Here is a 16348-nt window from a genome sequence, read left to right on the forward strand (position 1 = left end):
CAAACATACCTATACGGATTTGCAGCGTATATCAGGCCAGCCCTGAACTCTGCAAATCCGTATTTCTTTAGGATAACTACCTAACATGATTCAACAAGTTTCTCTCAAGCTGCTACCAGCCGATGCCGGGTCAGACCAGGCTGTTATCAAAGCCGCGGCTGCGGCGCTCAGCGTGCCTCCCAAAACAATCACCGGTTACAATCTTCTCAAACGCTCTATTGACGCACGTTCCAGGCAGGTGTATTATATCCTGACCGTGCAGGTGTACGTCAATGAACCGTTTCATAAAAAAGAACTGCAAGCGCCGGTTTATAAAGACCTGCCGGCAACCGCTCCCACGGTATTGATTGCCGGGGCCGGCCCTGCCGGCCTGTTTGCCGCGTTGCGACTGATAGAAACCGGCATCAGGCCTGTGATACTGGAAAGAGGGAAAGATGTGCGCGCCCGCAGGCGCGACCTCGCCGCCCTTAACAAAACCGGCATTGTCAACCCCGATTCCAACTACTGCTTCGGGGAAGGCGGCGCCGGCACGTATTCCGACGGGAAGCTGTACACCCGCTCCAACAAACGGGGCGATATAAACCGCATCCTCAATATCTTCATACAGTTTGGGGCGGATGAAAAAATTGCCATTGATGCGCACCCGCACATCGGCACCAATAAACTACCGCATATCATCACCGCCATGCGCGAGCAAATCATTGCCAGCGGCGGGGAAGTTCACTTCGAACAACGGATTACAGCCATTGATATAAAAGACGGACAGGTGAAGGGCGTGAAAACCGCCACCGGCGCTTACTTTGCCGGCCAGCGCCTGATCCTTGCCACCGGCCACTCCGCGCGGGATATTTTTATTATGCTGAACGAGCAACAGCTGCTGCTGGAAGCGAAGCCCTTTGCCCTCGGCGTTCGTATAGAACACCCGCAGGAGCTGATCGACAGCGCGCAGTACCATTGCGCTATCCGCGTGGAATACCTGCCGCCGGCCAGCTACAGTTTGGTAGAACAGGTGGATGGCAGGGGCGTATTTTCCTTCTGCATGTGCCCGGGCGGCATCATTGCGCCTGCAGCCACCGATCCGGGAGAACTGGTGGTGAACGGATGGTCCCCTTCGAAACGCAATAACCCCTTTGCCAATTCGGGCATGGTGGTGAGTATTGAAGCGGGCGACTACCAGCCGTTTGCGGACAAAGGCGCGCTGGCAGCCATGTATTACCAGCGCGAAGTGGAGATAGCCGCCTACAACGCAGGCGGAGGAAAGTTTGTAGCGCCGGCGCAAAGGATGACTGACTTCGTCAACAATAAAGTATCCGCTACTTTACCGGAGTGCTCTTACGTGCCTGGCGTGAATAGCGTGAACCTGCGCGAAGTACTACCCGCCGCGGTACATACCCGACTCGCAGGCGCCTTCAAAGCCTTCGGTAAAAAGATGAAAGGTTATTACACGAGCGACGCCATCCTGGTGGCGACCGAATCCCGCACTTCCTCGCCGGTACGCATTCCGCGGGAGAGCGATACGCTGGAGCATCCGCAGGTAAAAGGCCTTTACCCTTGCGGCGAAGGCGCAGGTTATGCCGGTGGAATTGTATCGGCTGCCATGGATGGAGAACGTGTAGCAGCGGCTATTGCAGCCAAGTTATCTCTATAAAGATTATAATATGTACGCCGGAGGTTTATCAGGATTTATTATTAATTTCCAGTATGAACCTCCTGGAAGTACAACACCTGAAGAAATACTATGCCACCCATAAAGCAGTAGATGATATCTCCTTCAATATTGCCCAGGGTAGCATATTTGGCCTGTTAGGCCCCAATGGCGCCGGTAAGACAACCCTGTTACGCATGATCACCGGCATATTTTATCCCGACTCCGGCAACATCCTGCTGAACGGCAGGCACTTTGACCCGATGAACGATCTGCAGGCCATCGGCTACATGCCCGAAGAACGGGGCCTGTACAAGAAAATGCCGGTAGCCGAGCAGGTACTTTACCTGGCACAACTCAAAGGGCTTGATAAGAAAACGGCCAACGCCCGCATCAGGCATTGGTTTGACAAGTTTGAGATGAACGCCTGGGCGCACAAGAAAGTGGATGAACTCAGCAAGGGCATGCAGCAAAAAGTGCAGTTTATTTCCACCATTCTACATGAGCCTAAACTGCTGATCCTGGACGAACCCTTCTCCGGCCTGGACCCTATCAACTCCAACCTGTTAAAACAGGAAATCTTTAACCTGAGCAAAAACGGTACTACCATTATCTTTTCCACCCACAGGATGGAGCAGGTGGAAGAGATATGCGATCATATCATGCTGGTGAATAAAGGGCATAAGATACTGGATGGCAGCGTTAAGCAGATACGCCAGGACTTCAAGCAGGGCCTCTTCCGTATAGGGGTGGGCGTTATGCCCAATGCCGCGCAGATGGCTACCTGGCATTTTACCATTGTGTCCGTGGACGACCATTCCTTTACCCTGAAGCTGAATCCCGACAGTACTACGAACGACATCCTGATGCACTTCATCCGCCAGGAGATACCTGTAACCTATTTTGAAGAGATACTGCCAAGCATAAACGAAGTTTTCATTTCCCAGGTGCAGCTGACGGAAAACGTTGCTGCCACCGCCTAATCCTGCTGAATCATGAACAAGATATACCTGATTATACAACGGGAATTCCTCTCCCGCGTCCGCAAGCGTTCTTTCCTGATTGTAACCCTGCTGGTGCCGCTGGCCTTTGCCGCGATGATTATCATACCGGCCGTACTGGCCGGCAATTCCAATAGCAGCACGAAAGTAGCCGTAGTGGATAAAAGCGGCATTTTTAAAGGGCAGTTCCAGGATAGCCGGAATACCTATTTCAAGTTTATTTCCGACCAGCACCCGGATTCCCTGAAGCGGCACTATGCGGACCAGGGCTACAGCGGCGTGCTGCTGATCCCGGAGATAGACCTGGAGCGGCCCTCCGGCTTTGAGTACTACAGCGACGCCCAGGCCAGCATTGCGCTGGAACATACGATTACCAACAACCTGAACAGCGTGATCGAAAGGAAGCGCATGGAAATAAACGGTATTGACAAAGCCAAGCTGGACGCGATCCGTGCGGACGTGACCGTGGAATTTAAGGACAGCAAGGATGAGAAGAAAGGCAGCTCGGCGGCCTCGTTTATACTGGGCTATGCCAGCGGCTTTACCATGTACTTCATGCTCCTGTTGTTTGGCACCTCCGTGATGCGGGGCGTAATGGAAGAGAAGGTGAACCGCATCGCGGAAGTAATGATCAGCAGTGTACGGCCTTTTCAGCTGATGATGGGTAAAATAACAGGCATTGCCGCCGTGGGACTTTTACAATTCCTCATATGGGGTGTACTGTTGTTTTTACTGTCGATGGCCATGCCGTTGTTTATGTCGCCCGAGGCTATACAGACCGCCAACCAGGCGGGTTCCAATGCGGAAATGGCCGAGGCCATGCAGAAATTCTCCTTTGTGCTTGGCAAGATCAACTGGGCGCTGTTCATTGGTTGCTTTATATTTTATTTCCTCGGGGGCTATTTATTTTACTCTTCCTTATACGCGGCGGTGGGCAGCCTGGCCAATGAAGACGCTTCTGATATTCAGCAGATGACATTGCCGCTGACGGCGCCGATTATCATCAGCAGCATTATACTGGTGCGGGCGGTGGCCGATCCTACGAGTCCGCTGGCGGTATGGGCCAGCATCATCCCCTTCAGCTCCCCGCTGGTGATGATGGCGCGTATTCCTGCGGGCGTACCCGGCACGGTTCCTTACTGGCAGTTGCTATTGAGCATGTTGGTATTAATAGGCGGGTTTATTGCGAGCACCTGGATTGCCGGCAGGATTTACCGCACGGGCATCCTGATGTATGGTAAGAAGATTACGCTGAAAGAGGCTACCAGGTGGATTTTTAGTAAGTCATAAGCTGTTTGCGGGCGGCCTCGAACTCTTCCCAGATTTCCTTTACGATATCGGCAGCTGGTTTTATCTGGTCGATAAGCGCGCTTACCTGGCCGATTTCCAGCTCTCCTTCGGAGAGGTTGCCTTCGAACATGCCGGTTTTGGCGCGGGCGCGGCCCAGCAGCTCTTTGAGGGCAGCCGCATCTGCGCCGCTATCTTCAGCGGCTTTGACGAGGTCGTAGAAATGGTTTTTAATAAGGCGTACCGGGGTGAGTTTTTTCAATGCCAGCGCCGTATCTCCTTCCCTGGCGTCGAGTATGGCATTTTTAAAGTTTTGGTGAGAAGAGGCCTCCGGCGTGGCCACGAAGCGGCTGCCTATCTGCACTCCTTCTGCGCCCAATGCCATGGCAGCGAGCATCCCCCTGCCCGTAGCAATGCCTCCGGCGGCTATTACGGGGATCTTTACCTTCGCTGTTACGGCGGGGATGAGCACCATGGTGGTGGTTTCTTCCCGCCCGTTATGTCCGCCTGCTTCGAAGCCCTCTGCTACTACCGCATCTACGCCGGCGGCTTCGCTCTTTTCGGCAAACAGGCTGCTGGACACGACGTGTACCACTTTGACACCGGCGGCTTTGAGCGTGCCGGTCCAGGTTTTCGGGTTGCCGGCGGAGGTGAATACCACCGGCACTTTTTCTTCCAGGATGATGTTTATCAGCTGGTCGATATCCGGGTAGAGCAAGGGCACGTTGACCCCGAAAGGCTTATCTGTTGCTTGTTTGGCTTTCTGAATATGCTCCCGCAGTACAGGAGGGTACATGCTGCCTGCGCCGATGAGGCCAAGGCCGCCGGCGTTACTAACAGCGCTGGCTAAACGCCAACCGCTGGCCCAGATCATACCGGCCTGGATGATAGGATAACGTATGCCGAATAGTTCATTAATCCTGTTCATAAGCAATCAGATAAATATCAAGACGGTTAAACTGCATGGCCGGATGATCCATCTCAGCCCAGATCAATTTCTGTATTGTCGCCAATATTCAGGCTTTGGGAGAGCCCCCTGATGTTGGCATCGCTACCGATCAGGGAAGATTTGAGTACTACTTCGTACAGGTTACTGAAGGAGCCGATGATGGAATCCTTTACGATGGAGTAGTTCACTACGGTATTATCTCCTACGGCTACGTTGGGGCCGATGATGGAGTTTTTGATATTACAGCCTTCGCCAATGCTCACCGGTGGTATGATGATGGTGTTTTCATACGGCAGTACCGGGTTGCTGGCGGCTTTATATTTTTTCAGGAGGATGGCGTTGGTTTCGAGGAGCGTGTCTTTCCGGCCGCAGTCGAACCAGTTGTTTACGCGGAAGCCATTGAATTTAACGCCGTTTTCGATCATGCATTCCAGCGCGTCGGTGAGCTGGAATTCGTCGTGCGATTTGATTTTATTATCCAGGTTTTTCTGGAGGCATTCAAAGAGCAGCGGCGTTTCTTTGACTTTATACAACCCTACGAGGGCCAGGTTGGATTTAGGGATTTGTGGTTTTTCCACTACGCGGGTGATGAAGCCTGATTCATCCAGTTCGGCTACGCCGAAGTTGCGCGGGTCGTCCACTTTTTTGAGTCCCAGCATGGAGTACGGGGAGTTGATGACTTCCTGGAGGTCGCATTCCACGATGGTATCGCCGAGTACGATGAGTATCTCGTCGTTGGCGACTACTTCGCGGGTGAGCAGGATGGCGTGGCCGGTACCTTCGCGGCTGTTTTGCTGCACGAAGTGACAGGTAAGGTTTGGATATTTATTTTCCACGTAGTTCTGGATCTTGTCGCCCAGGTAGCCTACGACGAATACGAATTCGCTGATACCTGCGTCAACAAGCTGATCAACAATAATACTGAGTATTGTACGACCTGCCAGTGGAATTAAAGCTTTGGGTTGAGTATATGTATGCGGACGGAGTTTAGTGCCTGCTCCGGCCACTGGTATTATTGCCTTCATGATGGGGCGAAAATAGGATAAATTTGGCTATCGTCAGACCAGTATAAAAATATAGCAAAATCTTTATGTGACGGCAAATTAATTTTCTCCGGGGCTGCGCATTGCAATTGATTCAGGTTTATTCTACCTTTGCGTCAAATTTTAAGGCATCATGCAAAGAGACCAGCAAATATTTGATATCATCCGCCAGGAGTTGGAGCGTCAGCGCCATGGCATTGAGTTGATCGCATCAGAAAACTTCACCAGCCTTCAGGTAATGCAGGCGATGGGGAATGTGATGACAAACAAATATGCCGAAGGCTATCCAGGCAGAAGATATTACGGCGGTTGCGAAATCGTGGATCTGAGCGAGCAACTGGCTATTGACAGGGCAAAACAGATTTTCGGGATTGAGTATGCTAACGTGCAGCCTCACTCCGGCGCGCAAGCCAATGCTGCTGTAATGCTGGCAATTCTGCAACCGGGCGATAAGATTCTGGGTCTGGATCTGAGCATGGGCGGTCACCTGACACATGGTTCTGCCGTAAACTTTTCCGGTAAATTATATGAGCCTCATTTCTATGGCGTAAATAAGGAAACCGGCCTCGTAGAGTACGATAAAATGGAAGAAGTTGCTAACCGCGAGAAGCCAAAGCTGATCGTGTGCGGCGCTTCTGCTTATAGCCGCGACTGGGATTACAAACGTATCCGCGAGATTGCGGACCAGGTGGGCGCTTTTGTACTGGCAGATATTGCGCATCCTGCAGGTCTGATTGCCAAAGGCTTACTGAACTCTCCGTTTGAACATTGCCATTTTGTGACCACTACTACCCACAAAACCCTCCGTGGTCCACGTGGTGGTATGATTATGCTGGGCAAGGATTTCGAAAATCCGTTCGGCCTGAAAACGCCAAAAGGCGAAACCCGCATGATGAGTTCCCTGATTGATACAGCGGTATTCCCGGGTATCCAGGGTGGTCCGCTGGAGCATGTGATTGCTGCCAAGGCGGTATCTTTCTTTGAAATTCTCTCTGACGACTATACGGTGTACGCTAACCAGATTATCAAGAATGCGCAGGCTATGGCGAAGAGCTTCGTAGACAGGGGCTACCAGATCGTTTCCGGCGGTACTGACAACCACCTGATGCTGATCGATCTGCGTAATAAGAACATCTCCGGTAAGAAAGCAGAACAGACCCTGGTGAAAGCGGATATCACTACCAATAAGAACATGGTTCCGTTTGATGATAAATCTGCTTTTGTTACTTCCGGTATTCGTGTAGGCGTGCCTGCGATCACTTCCCGTGGTCTTAAGGAAGGTCATATGGGCCAGATTGTGGATTGGATCGATCAGTTGCTGATGGATGCCGACAATGAGGCGCTGATCAGCAAGGTACGTGGCGAGGTGAATACCTTTATGCAGCAGTTTGCGCTGTATCCTGAATTGGGATAAGCGTTTGAATATTTTTTTGTGGTCCCGCCGGCTCACGCCGGCGGGACTTTTTTTATGTGCGTTGCCTCCCCCATCTTATCATCTCCCTTAAATAAATTTTGCGCTTTCAAAAGAATTTGTACTTTTATGGTGTACTAGTTAAGTAGTACACTAAACCACATCCTTTAGTTATGATTAACATCCAATCCCTAAAATTCAGCTACAAAGCGGGCAGGCCGTTGTTTGAGAACCTGCATCTCCAACTGCTGCCGGGTCATATATATGGCCTGCTGGGCAAAAACGGAGCAGGTAAATCCACCCTGCTGAAACAGATCACCGGGTTATTATTTCCGGATGCCGGCAAAGTGGAAGTATTTGGCGAAGTAGCGGCCCAACGGAACCCTTCTTTCCTGCAGGATATCTTTTTAGTGCCGGAGGAATTATATCTCCCCAAAGTAAAAATCAACCAGTACCTGGCAACGCGGGCTTGCTTTTATCCGAAGTTTGACCACCAGGCATTTGAAAGCTACCTGAGGGAGTTTGAAATTCCGCTGAACCAGTATCTCCCTGAAATGTCTTACGGGCAGAAGAAAAAGTTTGTCATCAGCTTTGCGCTGGCTGCCAACACCCGTGTAGTGGTGATGGACGAGCCTACGAACGGGCTGGACATCCCCAGCAAGAGCACTTTCCGTAAACTGATTGCGGGCTCTCTCACAGAGGAGAAGTGCATTATTATTTCCACTCACCAGGTGCGGGATCTGGACAACCTGATTGATAGCATTGTGATCATTGACAACCACCGGATCATTTTCCGGGAGGCGGTTGAAACGGTGACGGATAAACTGAGTTTCAAAGTGGTGCCGCAGCTAAATCCGGCGGAAACGGTGTTGTATGCGGACAGCAACCTGCGGGGCCATGCTATTGTAACGCCCAACAAGCACCAGGAACACAGTAAAATCGATATGGAACTGCTGTTCAACGCCGTCCTCTCCAACCGTCAATCTATCCAGGAAATTTTCAACTGATCATTATGCAGAACAACTTCTTTTCTATCAACAGAATGGGCATGTACCTCCGGAAAGAAATTTCGGACAACTATAAAACCTACCTGCTCTCCATCGCGCTGATGCTGGCCCTGGGCGTAGGCATCGCGCTCTTTGCCTTCGCCAATCTCAACCAATGGGAAAAAGAAATCAAAGTATCGCATATACTGCCGGTCTATATTATCTTCTTTACCCTGTTCATCGGGCTGGACGCCTCCAGGAGCTTCAATGCGCTGGCTAAAACAGAGAGGCGTATGGACTTCTTCCTGCTGCCGGCGTCCAAATTTGAAAAGGTTTTGGGCCAGTACCTGATTACGTTCATTTTTGTTTCCGTGATTTTCCATTGCTGCGCCTGGGTTAGTTTCCAAACTTACCAGAGCCTTGTGGTGACTTACAAACAGGCTGTCATGATTTACGACTGGGACCAGGTGTTCCCTCCGAAATTCACCTACGGCAATTACCTGCAACTGATGCTGGGCCTGCATGCCGCCTTCTTCTTCGGGGCTACGTTTTTCTACAGGTTTAGCTTTCCGAAGATATTCTTTTGCTTCCTGATTTTCCTGTTTGGCATCTGGTTTATCAACATTGCCATTACCAATGCGCTGTTCGGAAAAGCGCTGCATGACTGGTACACCAACCTGCCTTATTTCGCCATTTTCACCGGCAATGACCGCATGCACAATTTCGCCTACGTAGTGCCGGAATGGTTAGGCAGGGCGAACCTTTTCATTGCGCAGTTCCTGCTGATACCGGCATTATGGGTGTTGAGCTATTTCCGGATCAGTGATAAAGAAATCCAATAAAACGTTGACAAATGGAATTCAAAGATACCCAGGCAATCTACCTCCAGATTGCTGATTACATAAACGAACAGATACTGCTGGGGAAATGGCAGCCGGAAGAGAAGATCCCCTCCGTGCGGGAGCTGGCCGTAGCGCTGGAAGTAAATCCCAATACGGTGATGCGGACCTGCGAGCTGCTGCAACAACAGGAGATCATTGCCAACAAGCGTGGCATCGGTTATTTTATCCAGCAGGACGCCGTGAAAAAAATTATTGCAGCAAAGAAGGAGGCCTTCATCAGCAATGAGCTGCCGCAGTTTTTCCGGAGCCTGTACCTGCTGGATATGACCCTGGACGACCTCAAACCTTATTACGCCACTTTCAGGCAAAATAAAATTAACGGACATGAAAACTAGTACCAAACTCATCATAGGATTTTTAGGCTTCCTGCTATTCATGCTATTACTGACGGACATTACCATCTGGGCCAATTACAAAAAAGGCATTACCAATGAAGAATGGATTGGGGTCAACAACGGCAAAGTCAACCGGGAAGCGGAAAGAAAAATTTTACCAGCCAGCGTGCAACCTTTTAAAGTCCTGGTCGTCTTTAATACGGATGTGATCCGGCGGAGCCGTTCAAATGCCGACAGTACAAGGGTTGAATACAGTGAAGAGGTACGGCAAACAAACCGGGTGGAGCTGGTACAGGAGGAGGCATGGTCCGTCACTGCATATGAAGGCGGCCAATTCACCAGGAAGGGCGATACGCTTCTGATAACTTTAACAAGCCGGTCAGGCGGATTCAGGGTAGCGATAGGCAAAGAGGCCCCGGAGATTATCAACCATGCTGCCTGGATGGATATATCCGGCATCTATGTGGATAACCTGGCGATTAGCTCAGATACTTCCGCCAGGACGGTTATCAACAATTCGGGAATCGGGCAATTCACCTACAGGGGTGGCCGGAATACCAGGCTGGAAATTTCTACCTGTCCGGATTTCAACCATGCGGATATTTCCTTTGCAGACGGGGGCGCCATCAGCCTGTACGATGTTTATTTCAAACAACATCGTTTCAATTTTGATGACAAGGTGGATGTATCGATGAACGGGAAATCCGTGAAGATTATCTCCGGACAATAACAATAGTGTTAAGAATAAATTATACTTATCAGTTTTACAAGCAATAAAAAAAGCCCTGATCTCCATCAGGACTTCTTTAACAACATTTTCCAAAAAGCAAGGATGCCGATTTCCATCGGCATTTTTTTATTTGGTGAACTGGGTGGCCAGGTAAGCCATCGTGCCCATTCCTATTTCAATCGCTTTTTCATCGACATCGAAGGTGGGGGTATGCACACCGGAGGTTATACCTCTGGCCACATTACCGGTACCGAGTCTGAAAAAGCAGGCAGGTATGATTTGAGAGTAGAACGCAAAATCTTCCGCGCCCATACGGATTTCCGTGTCCACTACCGCGTCCTTCCCGAGGTAATCTTCCGCGAGGCTGCGGGCCTGGGCGGTTACCGCTTCGTTGTTATAGAGGGTAGGATACCCAACGAGGATATCGATATCAATTTCAGCGCCCATAGCTTCCGCAATGCCTTTGGCTTGTTTGCGGATCAGGTCGTGCGCCTTGAAGCGCCAGGTTTCGTCCATTGCCCGGAAAGTACCCATGAGCTTCACTTCGCTGGGGATTACGTTGGTGGTGAAACCGCCGTTGAATGCGCAGATGCTGAGTACGGACGGGGAGAAAGGATTGTTGTTGCGGGAGATGATCTGCTGCAGCCCTACGACGATATGGGAGGCGATGAGGATGGTATCCGCCGTCAGCTGGGGCAGCGCGGCATGGCCGCCTTTTCCTTTTACGGTGATGTAGATTTCATCCGCGCTGGCCATGTACTGGCCGGCTCTGAAGCCTACGATGCCTGCTTCCATGGTGGGCTGCACGTGCATACCCAGGATTGCGTCCGGCTTTGGATTTTCCAGGGCTCCTTCTTCGATCATGATGCTGGCGCCCCCGGGATGCTTTTCTTCTCCCGGCTGGAATAAAATTTTTATCGTTCCTTCAAACTGGTCTTTTAGTTCGTGCAGGATGCGTGTTGCGCCGAGTACACAGGTCGTATGCACATCGTGCCCGCAGGCGTGCATTACGCCGGTGTGCTGGGATTTATAAGGCACGTCGTTGGCTTCGGTAATGGGCAATGCATCGATATCGGCACGCAGGGCGATTACCCTGGAAGCCGGATTCCGGCCTTCAATCAGCGCGATAACGCCTGTTCCGGCGATGCCGGCGGTAAAGGGAACACCGTATTCCGTCAGTTTCTGCTGGATGAATCCGGAGGTTTTATATTCCTGGAAAGAGAGTTCGGGGTGTGCATGCAGGTGATGCCTGATGCTGATAAACTCAGGAGCGTAGGCTTTTGCCAGCTCCTTAATTAGATTCTTCATTAGATAGTTCTTTATCCGGTGTCACGTTAATAGTAGCTGGTACCACAAATACTCCTCCTGAGAAAAGGCTGGAGAGTTTATCACGCAGCTCGCTGGCTTCCTCGCGGCTTTTGTAGTCGCCCACACGCACTTTGAAATAAGGCGCCTGGAATTCGAGGTAGGTGCGCACATCCGGGTATAACTGCATCACCTTTTGTTTAGCTTCGTTGGCATCGGCGCGTTTGTTGGTAGAAATCACCTGCACCCGGAAGCCGGGCTGATTGCGGATAGCGAGGGTATTGATGTAGATTTGCTTTTTGATCAGCACATCGATACGGCTATCTTTAATCACCTTTACGTTCCCATTGCTGGCCACGTCCTGCGCCATAACGCAGGTACTTCCGAGGAGGCAGCAGATCAGGATGAAAATCTTATGCATAGCTTAAAAATTGGTCGTTAGCAATCAGGCCTTCGCCTCTTTTACGATGGATACGCTGGCGCTGGCGCCGATGCGGGTAGCGCCGGCAGCAATCAGTTCCTGCGCAAAGGCGAGGGTACGGATACCGCCGCTGGCTTTGATCTGGATATCGGCCGGCAGGTTGGCGCGCATGAGTTGCACGGCATGCACGCTGGCGCCCTTCTCGGCGTAGCCGGTAGAGGTTTTAACAAAATCCACGCCGTACTTCGCATACAGCTGGCAGCATTTGATGATTTCTTCATCCGTGAGGATGCCGCTTTCGATGATCACCTTCACAATTTTCTGTTTCTCGCGGATAATCATCATCAGGCTGGCAATTTCCCTTTCCAGGAATTCCCAGTCTTTATTTTTTATAGCGGAGATATTGATCACCACGTCCAGCTCATCTGCCCCGTCCACTATTGCCAGTACCGTTTCGGCTACCTTGGCTTCAATGGCGGAATATCCGAACGGGAATCCGATCACGGTTGCCACCCTGGTATCGGTGCTGCCCAAAAATTGCTTGGCCAGCTTTACGAACAGCGGCGGCACGCAGGCAGCGGCGAAGTTGTATTCCACGCATTCCATGCACAGGTTCTTGATATCTTCCAGCGTAGTGGTCGGCTTCAATACGGTATGATCTATATAGCGGTTTATCTCCATTTTGTACAGTTATTACGGCGAAATTAAATAAAAAAACGGATTGCGTTTTCTGCAATCCGTTTTCAGGAACGTATGGCTGTTAAGCTGAGGGCAAATAACAACCATTATTGACGATGGCGCTCTCCATTACAGGTCGCGGCCATGACATTGTTTGAATTTTTTACCGCTTCCGCAAGGGCAAGGATCGTTACGGCCAACTTTAGGGCCTACGCGTACCGGTTCGGATTTTTCTTCCACTTCCTGCGCGTATTGCGGGCCTGATTCCTGGTAGCTGGCATGCTCGTTCACATCTTCGTGGGTAGCGCGCATTTTGCTCATATCAGTCCTTTCTTCCGGGCGGCGTGCTTCTTCTACCAGCTGCTCTTCCGGTTCGTCCTGTTGTACAGGGATCATGGATTTGCAAAGGAAGGAAACGATATCGCGGCTGGTTTCGCCATCCATTTGTTTGAAGAGGTTGAACGCTTCAAATTTATAGATCAGCAACGGATCTTTCTGTTCGTAAACGGCGCTCTGTACGGATTGTTTCAGGTCGTCCATTGCGCGGAGATGTTCTTTCCAGGCGTCGTCGATCAGGTGCAGGGTGATGTTGCGCTCCAGGGAGTTCATCACTTCATGACCGTTGGTAGCAACGATCTGCTGCAGGTCCGCATAGATCCAGAGTTGTTTTCTGCCGTCGTGGAAAGGCACGCGGATGGTACCGAACTGGTTGTGCTGCTGCAGGATGTTCTGCGCGGCTTCCAGCATGTGGGCGCTGATGGCGTCTACTTTACGCTGGTAGTTGGATTTCGCTTCGTTGTAGAGGCGGGTAGCCAGCGCCTGGCCGTCTGTACGCGCCAGTTCTTCGGCCGTTATCTCTGTATCGATCGCGAAGTTCATGATAGCGTCCATTTTGAAAGCTTCGTGGTCGCCGCTTTCTTTATGGGTGGTGATCATGTTTTCTGCCACGTCGTAGAATGCGTTGTCGATATCAATTGCCAGACGTTCGCCGAAGAGGGCGTGGTTACGTTTGGAATAGATAACAGTACGCTGTTTATTCATTACGTCATCGTATTCGAGCAGGCGTTTACGGATACCGAAGTTGTTTTCTTCTACTTTTTTCTGCGCTCTTTCGATGGAGCGGGTGATCATGCTGTGCTGGATCACTTCTCCTTCCTTGTAGCCCATACGGTCCATCAGGCCGGCGATACGATCGGAACCGAACATACGCATCAGGTCATCTTCCAGGGATACGAAGAACTGGGAAGATCCCGGATCACCCTGACGGCCGGCACGGCCACGCAGCTGCCTGTCTACACGGCGGCTTTCGTGTCTTTCCGTACCGATGATGGCCAGACCGCCGGCTTCTTTCACGCCAGGTCCGAGCTTGATATCCGTACCACGGCCCGCCATGTTGGTAGCGATGGTAACGGCGCCGGCCAAACCAGCCGCAGCCACCACCTGTGCTTCACGGGCGTGTTGTTTTGCGTTGAGTACGTTGTGAGGGATTTTTTCGAAGGTCAGCATTTTGCTCAGCAATTCGGACACCTCTACGGAAGTGGTACCTACCAGTACCGGGCGGCCTTGTGCCTGGAGCTTTTTGATCTCTTCGATCACTGCCTTGTATTTATCTCTCTTGGTTTTGTACACCAGGTCTTCCGCATCGATGCGGGAGATAGGAATGTTGGTAGGAATAGTTACCACATCCAGTTTGTAGATTTCCCAGAACTCGCCTGCTTCTGTGGAAGCGGTACCGGTCATACCAGCCAGTTTGTGGTACATACGGAAGTAGTTCTGTAAGGTGATGGTCGCAAAGGTTTGGGTAGCGGCTTCCACTTTCACGTTTTCCTTCGCTTCAATGGCCTGGTGCAAACCATCGGAGTAGCGGCGGCCATCGAGGATACGGCCCGTCTGCTCATCTACGATTTTTACTTTATCGTCGATCACCACATATTCCACATCTTTTTCAAAGAGGGTATATGCTTTCAGGAGTTGTTGTACGGAGTGGATACGGTCTGATTTCTGAGCGAAGTCCTGCAGCAGCATGTCTTTACGTTGCAGTTTTTCTTCAGGGGACACGTCCATTTTTTCGATTTCAGCGATTTCGCTACCTACATCCGGCATGATGAAGAAGTCTGCATCTTCGCCGGCTTTGGTGATCTGTGCGATACCTTTATCGGTGAGGTCTACGCTGTTATTCTTTTCTTCGATAGTGAAGTACAGGCCGGCGTCTACTTTCGGCATTTCGCGCTGCTGATCTGCCAGGTAGTAGTTTTCCGCTTTTTGCAGCAATACTTTCATACCCGGTTCGCTGAGGAACTTGATCAGGGCGCTGCTCTTCGGCAAGCCTCTGTAAGCGCGCATCAGGGCCAGACCACCGGTTTTGGGATCGTCCTTTCCTTCGGCGATGAGCTTTTTGGCTTCGAGCAGGTATTTATTCACTTCTCTTTTTTGCAGTTCAAACAGCTCGGCGATACGCGGTTTCAGGATATGGAACTCCTGTTCTTCGCCACGGTGTACCGGGCCGGAGATAATCAGCGGGGTACGGGCATCGTCGATCAATACGCTATCCACCTCATCGACCATGGCATAGTGGTGTTTGCGTTGTACCATTTCTTCAGGGCTATGCACCATGTTATCACGGAGATAGTCGAAGCCGAATTCGTTATTGGTACCGTAGGTAATATCCGCGAGGTAAGCCTGGCGACGTGCAGGGCTGTTAGGCTGGTGCGCGTCGATACAGTCTACCGTAATATCGAGGAACTCGAACAGCGGGCCGTTCCATTCGGAGTCACGCTGAGCGAGGTAAGTGTTTACTGTTACGATGTGTACGCCTTCGCCTGCCAGTGCGTTGAGGTAGGCAGGCAGGGTGGATACCAGGGTTTTACCTTCACCCGTAGCCATTTCGGCGATCTTACCCTGGTGCAGGGCGATACCACCGATCAGCTGTACGTCATAGTGCACCATGTTCCAGGTCACCTGGTTGCCGGCGGCGGTCCAGGAGTTTTTCCAGATGGCTTTATCGCCTTCGATGGTCACATAATCTTTGGTAACAGCCAGCTGGCGGTCGAGCGCCGTAGCGGTGGCAGTGAGGGTGGTGTTGGTAGCGAAGCGGCGTGCTGCTTCCTTGATTACTGCAAAAGCCTGCGGCAACAGTTCGAGGAGTACTACCTCCAGTTGCTTGTCACGGTCTTTTTTCAGTGCGTCTATTTCCTGGTAAATAGCATCTTTTATGGTTACATCCTCTGAGCTATCGGCAGTTTCCTTTTTCTCGGCTATTTCTTTATCGATAGCGGCAAGGTGTTCCTTGATACGAGCGCGGAATTCCTGGGTTTTATGACGCAGGTCGTCAATAGGCAGGGATTGCAGTTTTTCAAACTCCTCATTGACCTGCTTCACTATTGGAGCGATAGACTTGATATCTCTTTCAGACTTATTCCCTCCAAACAGTTTTGTTAAAAAACCTAGCATATAGAATGTTTAATTACGAATTACGATTTAAATTTTCATGTAACCTTCCCTTGGGCTGTGGTGGAGCAAATCCATCATCAGTGTACATCCTCCCCTAAAATGGCCGCTGTCTGTCTGGTTTACCGGCCTGGTTAGTTGGATAGACGGGGACTTTTGTTACTCAAATACTATGCTTGCAAAGCTTCCCTGACAAGGTGACAGATGC

14 protein-coding genes are annotated in these 16348 nt (G+C 50.9%); 8 read left to right on the forward strand and 6 right to left on the reverse strand.

Going from position 1 to position 16348, the window contains the following annotated elements; all coding sequences use genetic code 11:
* Positions 1-85 precede the first annotated feature (85 nt).
* From BOC67_RS19865 to BOC67_RS19875, 3 genes are read left to right on the forward strand one after another with little or no spacing between them, the layout of a single operon-like run.
* Positions 86-1648: an NAD(P)/FAD-dependent oxidoreductase gene (locus BOC67_RS19865; protein ID WP_291912732.1), complete on the forward strand. Its 1563-nt coding sequence runs from the start codon at positions 86-88 to the stop codon at positions 1646-1648.
* Between the two features lie 53 nt (positions 1649-1701).
* Positions 1702-2628 carry an ABC transporter ATP-binding protein gene (locus BOC67_RS19870; protein WP_291912733.1) on the forward strand — a complete coding sequence of 309 codons (927 nt, stop codon included), beginning with the start codon at positions 1702-1704 and terminating at the stop codon, positions 2626-2628.
* A 12-nt stretch (positions 2629-2640) separates the two neighbouring features.
* Entirely contained in the window at positions 2641-3936 is a 1296-nt protein-coding gene (locus BOC67_RS19875; protein ID WP_291912734.1) for an ABC transporter permease, read from the forward strand.
* Here the strand turns inward: BOC67_RS19875 and BOC67_RS19880 are convergent.
* Positions 3923-4861, reverse strand: coding sequence for a nitronate monooxygenase (locus BOC67_RS19880; protein WP_291912736.1), 939 nt, complete (start codon positions 4859-4861; stop codon positions 3923-3925). The two genes, BOC67_RS19875 and BOC67_RS19880, sit on opposite strands and share 14 nt — an antisense overlap.
* 53 nt (positions 4862-4914) lie before the next feature.
* On the reverse strand, positions 4915-5907 hold the full coding sequence (locus BOC67_RS19885; protein WP_291912738.1) for a sugar phosphate nucleotidyltransferase: 993 nt from the start codon (positions 5905-5907) through the stop codon (positions 4915-4917).
* Between the two features lie 151 nt (positions 5908-6058).
* On the opposite strand from BOC67_RS19885, the gene glyA reads away from it, so the two are divergent.
* From glyA to BOC67_RS19910, 5 genes are all read left to right on the forward strand, one after another.
* Positions 6059-7339 carry a serine hydroxymethyltransferase gene (gene glyA / locus BOC67_RS19890; protein ID WP_291912741.1) on the forward strand — a complete coding sequence of 427 codons (1281 nt, stop codon included), beginning with the start codon at positions 6059-6061 and terminating at the stop codon, positions 7337-7339.
* A gap of 170 nt (positions 7340-7509) precedes the next feature.
* The gene (locus BOC67_RS19895) at positions 7510-8343 is read left to right on the forward strand and encodes an ATP-binding cassette domain-containing protein (protein WP_291912744.1); all 834 of its coding nucleotides are present in this window, start codon (positions 7510-7512) and stop codon (positions 8341-8343) included.
* Between the two features lie 5 nt (positions 8344-8348).
* Positions 8349-9164 (forward strand): hypothetical protein, encoded by an 816-nt coding sequence (locus BOC67_RS19900; protein WP_291912746.1) that lies wholly within the window; start codon positions 8349-8351, stop codon positions 9162-9164.
* An 11-nt stretch (positions 9165-9175) separates the two neighbouring features.
* Complete coding sequence (locus tag BOC67_RS19905) at positions 9176-9559, forward strand: GntR family transcriptional regulator (protein WP_291912748.1); 384 nt, start codon at positions 9176-9178, stop codon at positions 9557-9559.
* Positions 9549-10289 carry a hypothetical protein gene (locus BOC67_RS19910; RefSeq protein WP_291912751.1) on the forward strand — a complete coding sequence of 247 codons (741 nt, stop codon included), beginning with the start codon at positions 9549-9551 and terminating at the stop codon, positions 10287-10289. The genes BOC67_RS19905 and BOC67_RS19910 overlap by 11 nt, the downstream gene beginning before the upstream one ends.
* 126 nt (positions 10290-10415) lie before the next feature.
* On the opposite strand, the gene BOC67_RS19915 is transcribed toward BOC67_RS19910, so the two are convergent.
* The 4 genes from BOC67_RS19915 to secA all read right to left on the reverse strand — a co-directional run bounded on the left by BOC67_RS19915 (position 10416) and on the right by secA (position 16143).
* Complete coding sequence (locus BOC67_RS19915; protein WP_291912754.1) at positions 10416-11597, reverse strand: M20 family metallopeptidase; 1182 nt, start codon at positions 11595-11597, stop codon at positions 10416-10418.
* Positions 11581-12015, reverse strand: a complete 435-nt coding sequence (locus BOC67_RS19920) for an SPOR domain-containing protein (protein WP_291912756.1) — start codon at positions 12013-12015, stop codon at positions 11581-11583. The genes BOC67_RS19915 and BOC67_RS19920 overlap by 17 nt, the downstream gene beginning before the upstream one ends.
* 24 nt (positions 12016-12039) lie before the next feature.
* A complete protein-coding gene (deoC, locus tag BOC67_RS19925) occupies positions 12040-12696 on the reverse strand; it encodes a deoxyribose-phosphate aldolase (protein WP_291912758.1) in 657 nt (218 codons plus the stop codon).
* Between the two features lie 126 nt (positions 12697-12822).
* Entirely contained in the window at positions 12823-16143 is a 3321-nt protein-coding gene (gene secA, locus BOC67_RS19930; RefSeq protein WP_291912760.1) for a preprotein translocase subunit SecA, read from the reverse strand.
* Positions 16144-16348 lie beyond the last annotated feature (205 nt).

The sequence above is a fragment of the Chitinophaga sp. CB10 genome (genome assembly GCA_001870995.2).
Taxonomy (GTDB): domain Bacteria; phylum Bacteroidota; class Bacteroidia; order Chitinophagales; family Chitinophagaceae; genus Chitinophaga.

Bases quoted from the DNA above. Each gene is read 5' to 3' on its own strand.
- BOC67_RS19885 (WP_291912738.1), bottom strand. From the start codon at position 5,907: ATGAAGGCAATAATACCAGTGGCCGGAGCAGGCACTAAACTCCGTCCG.
- BOC67_RS19870 (WP_291912733.1), top strand. From the start codon at position 1,702: ATGAACCTCCTGGAAGTACAACACCTGAAGAAATACTATGCCACCCAT.
- BOC67_RS19920 (WP_291912756.1), bottom strand. From the start codon at position 12,015: ATGCATAAGATTTTCATCCTGATCTGCTGCCTCCTCGGAAGTACCTGC.
- BOC67_RS19905 (WP_291912748.1), top strand. From the start codon at position 9,176: ATGGAATTCAAAGATACCCAGGCAATCTACCTCCAGATTGCTGATTAC.
- deoC (WP_291912758.1), bottom strand. From the start codon at position 12,696: ATGGAGATAAACCGCTATATAGATCATACCGTATTGAAGCCGACCACT.
- secA (WP_291912760.1), bottom strand. From the start codon at position 16,143: ATGCTAGGTTTTTTAACAAAACTGTTTGGAGGGAATAAGTCTGAAAGA.
- BOC67_RS19875 (WP_291912734.1), top strand. From the start codon at position 2,641: ATGAACAAGATATACCTGATTATACAACGGGAATTCCTCTCCCGCGTC.
- BOC67_RS19910 (WP_291912751.1), top strand. From the start codon at position 9,549: ATGAAAACTAGTACCAAACTCATCATAGGATTTTTAGGCTTCCTGCTA.
- BOC67_RS19880 (WP_291912736.1), bottom strand. From the start codon at position 4,861: ATGAACAGGATTAATGAACTATTCGGCATACGTTATCCTATCATCCAG.
- BOC67_RS19900 (WP_291912746.1), top strand. From the start codon at position 8,349: ATGCAGAACAACTTCTTTTCTATCAACAGAATGGGCATGTACCTCCGG.
- glyA (WP_291912741.1), top strand. From the start codon at position 6,059: ATGCAAAGAGACCAGCAAATATTTGATATCATCCGCCAGGAGTTGGAG.
- BOC67_RS19865 (WP_291912732.1), top strand. From the start codon at position 86: ATGATTCAACAAGTTTCTCTCAAGCTGCTACCAGCCGATGCCGGGTCA.
- BOC67_RS19915 (WP_291912754.1), bottom strand. From the start codon at position 11,597: ATGAAGAATCTAATTAAGGAGCTGGCAAAAGCCTACGCTCCTGAGTTT.
- BOC67_RS19895 (WP_291912744.1), top strand. From the start codon at position 7,510: ATGATTAACATCCAATCCCTAAAATTCAGCTACAAAGCGGGCAGGCCG.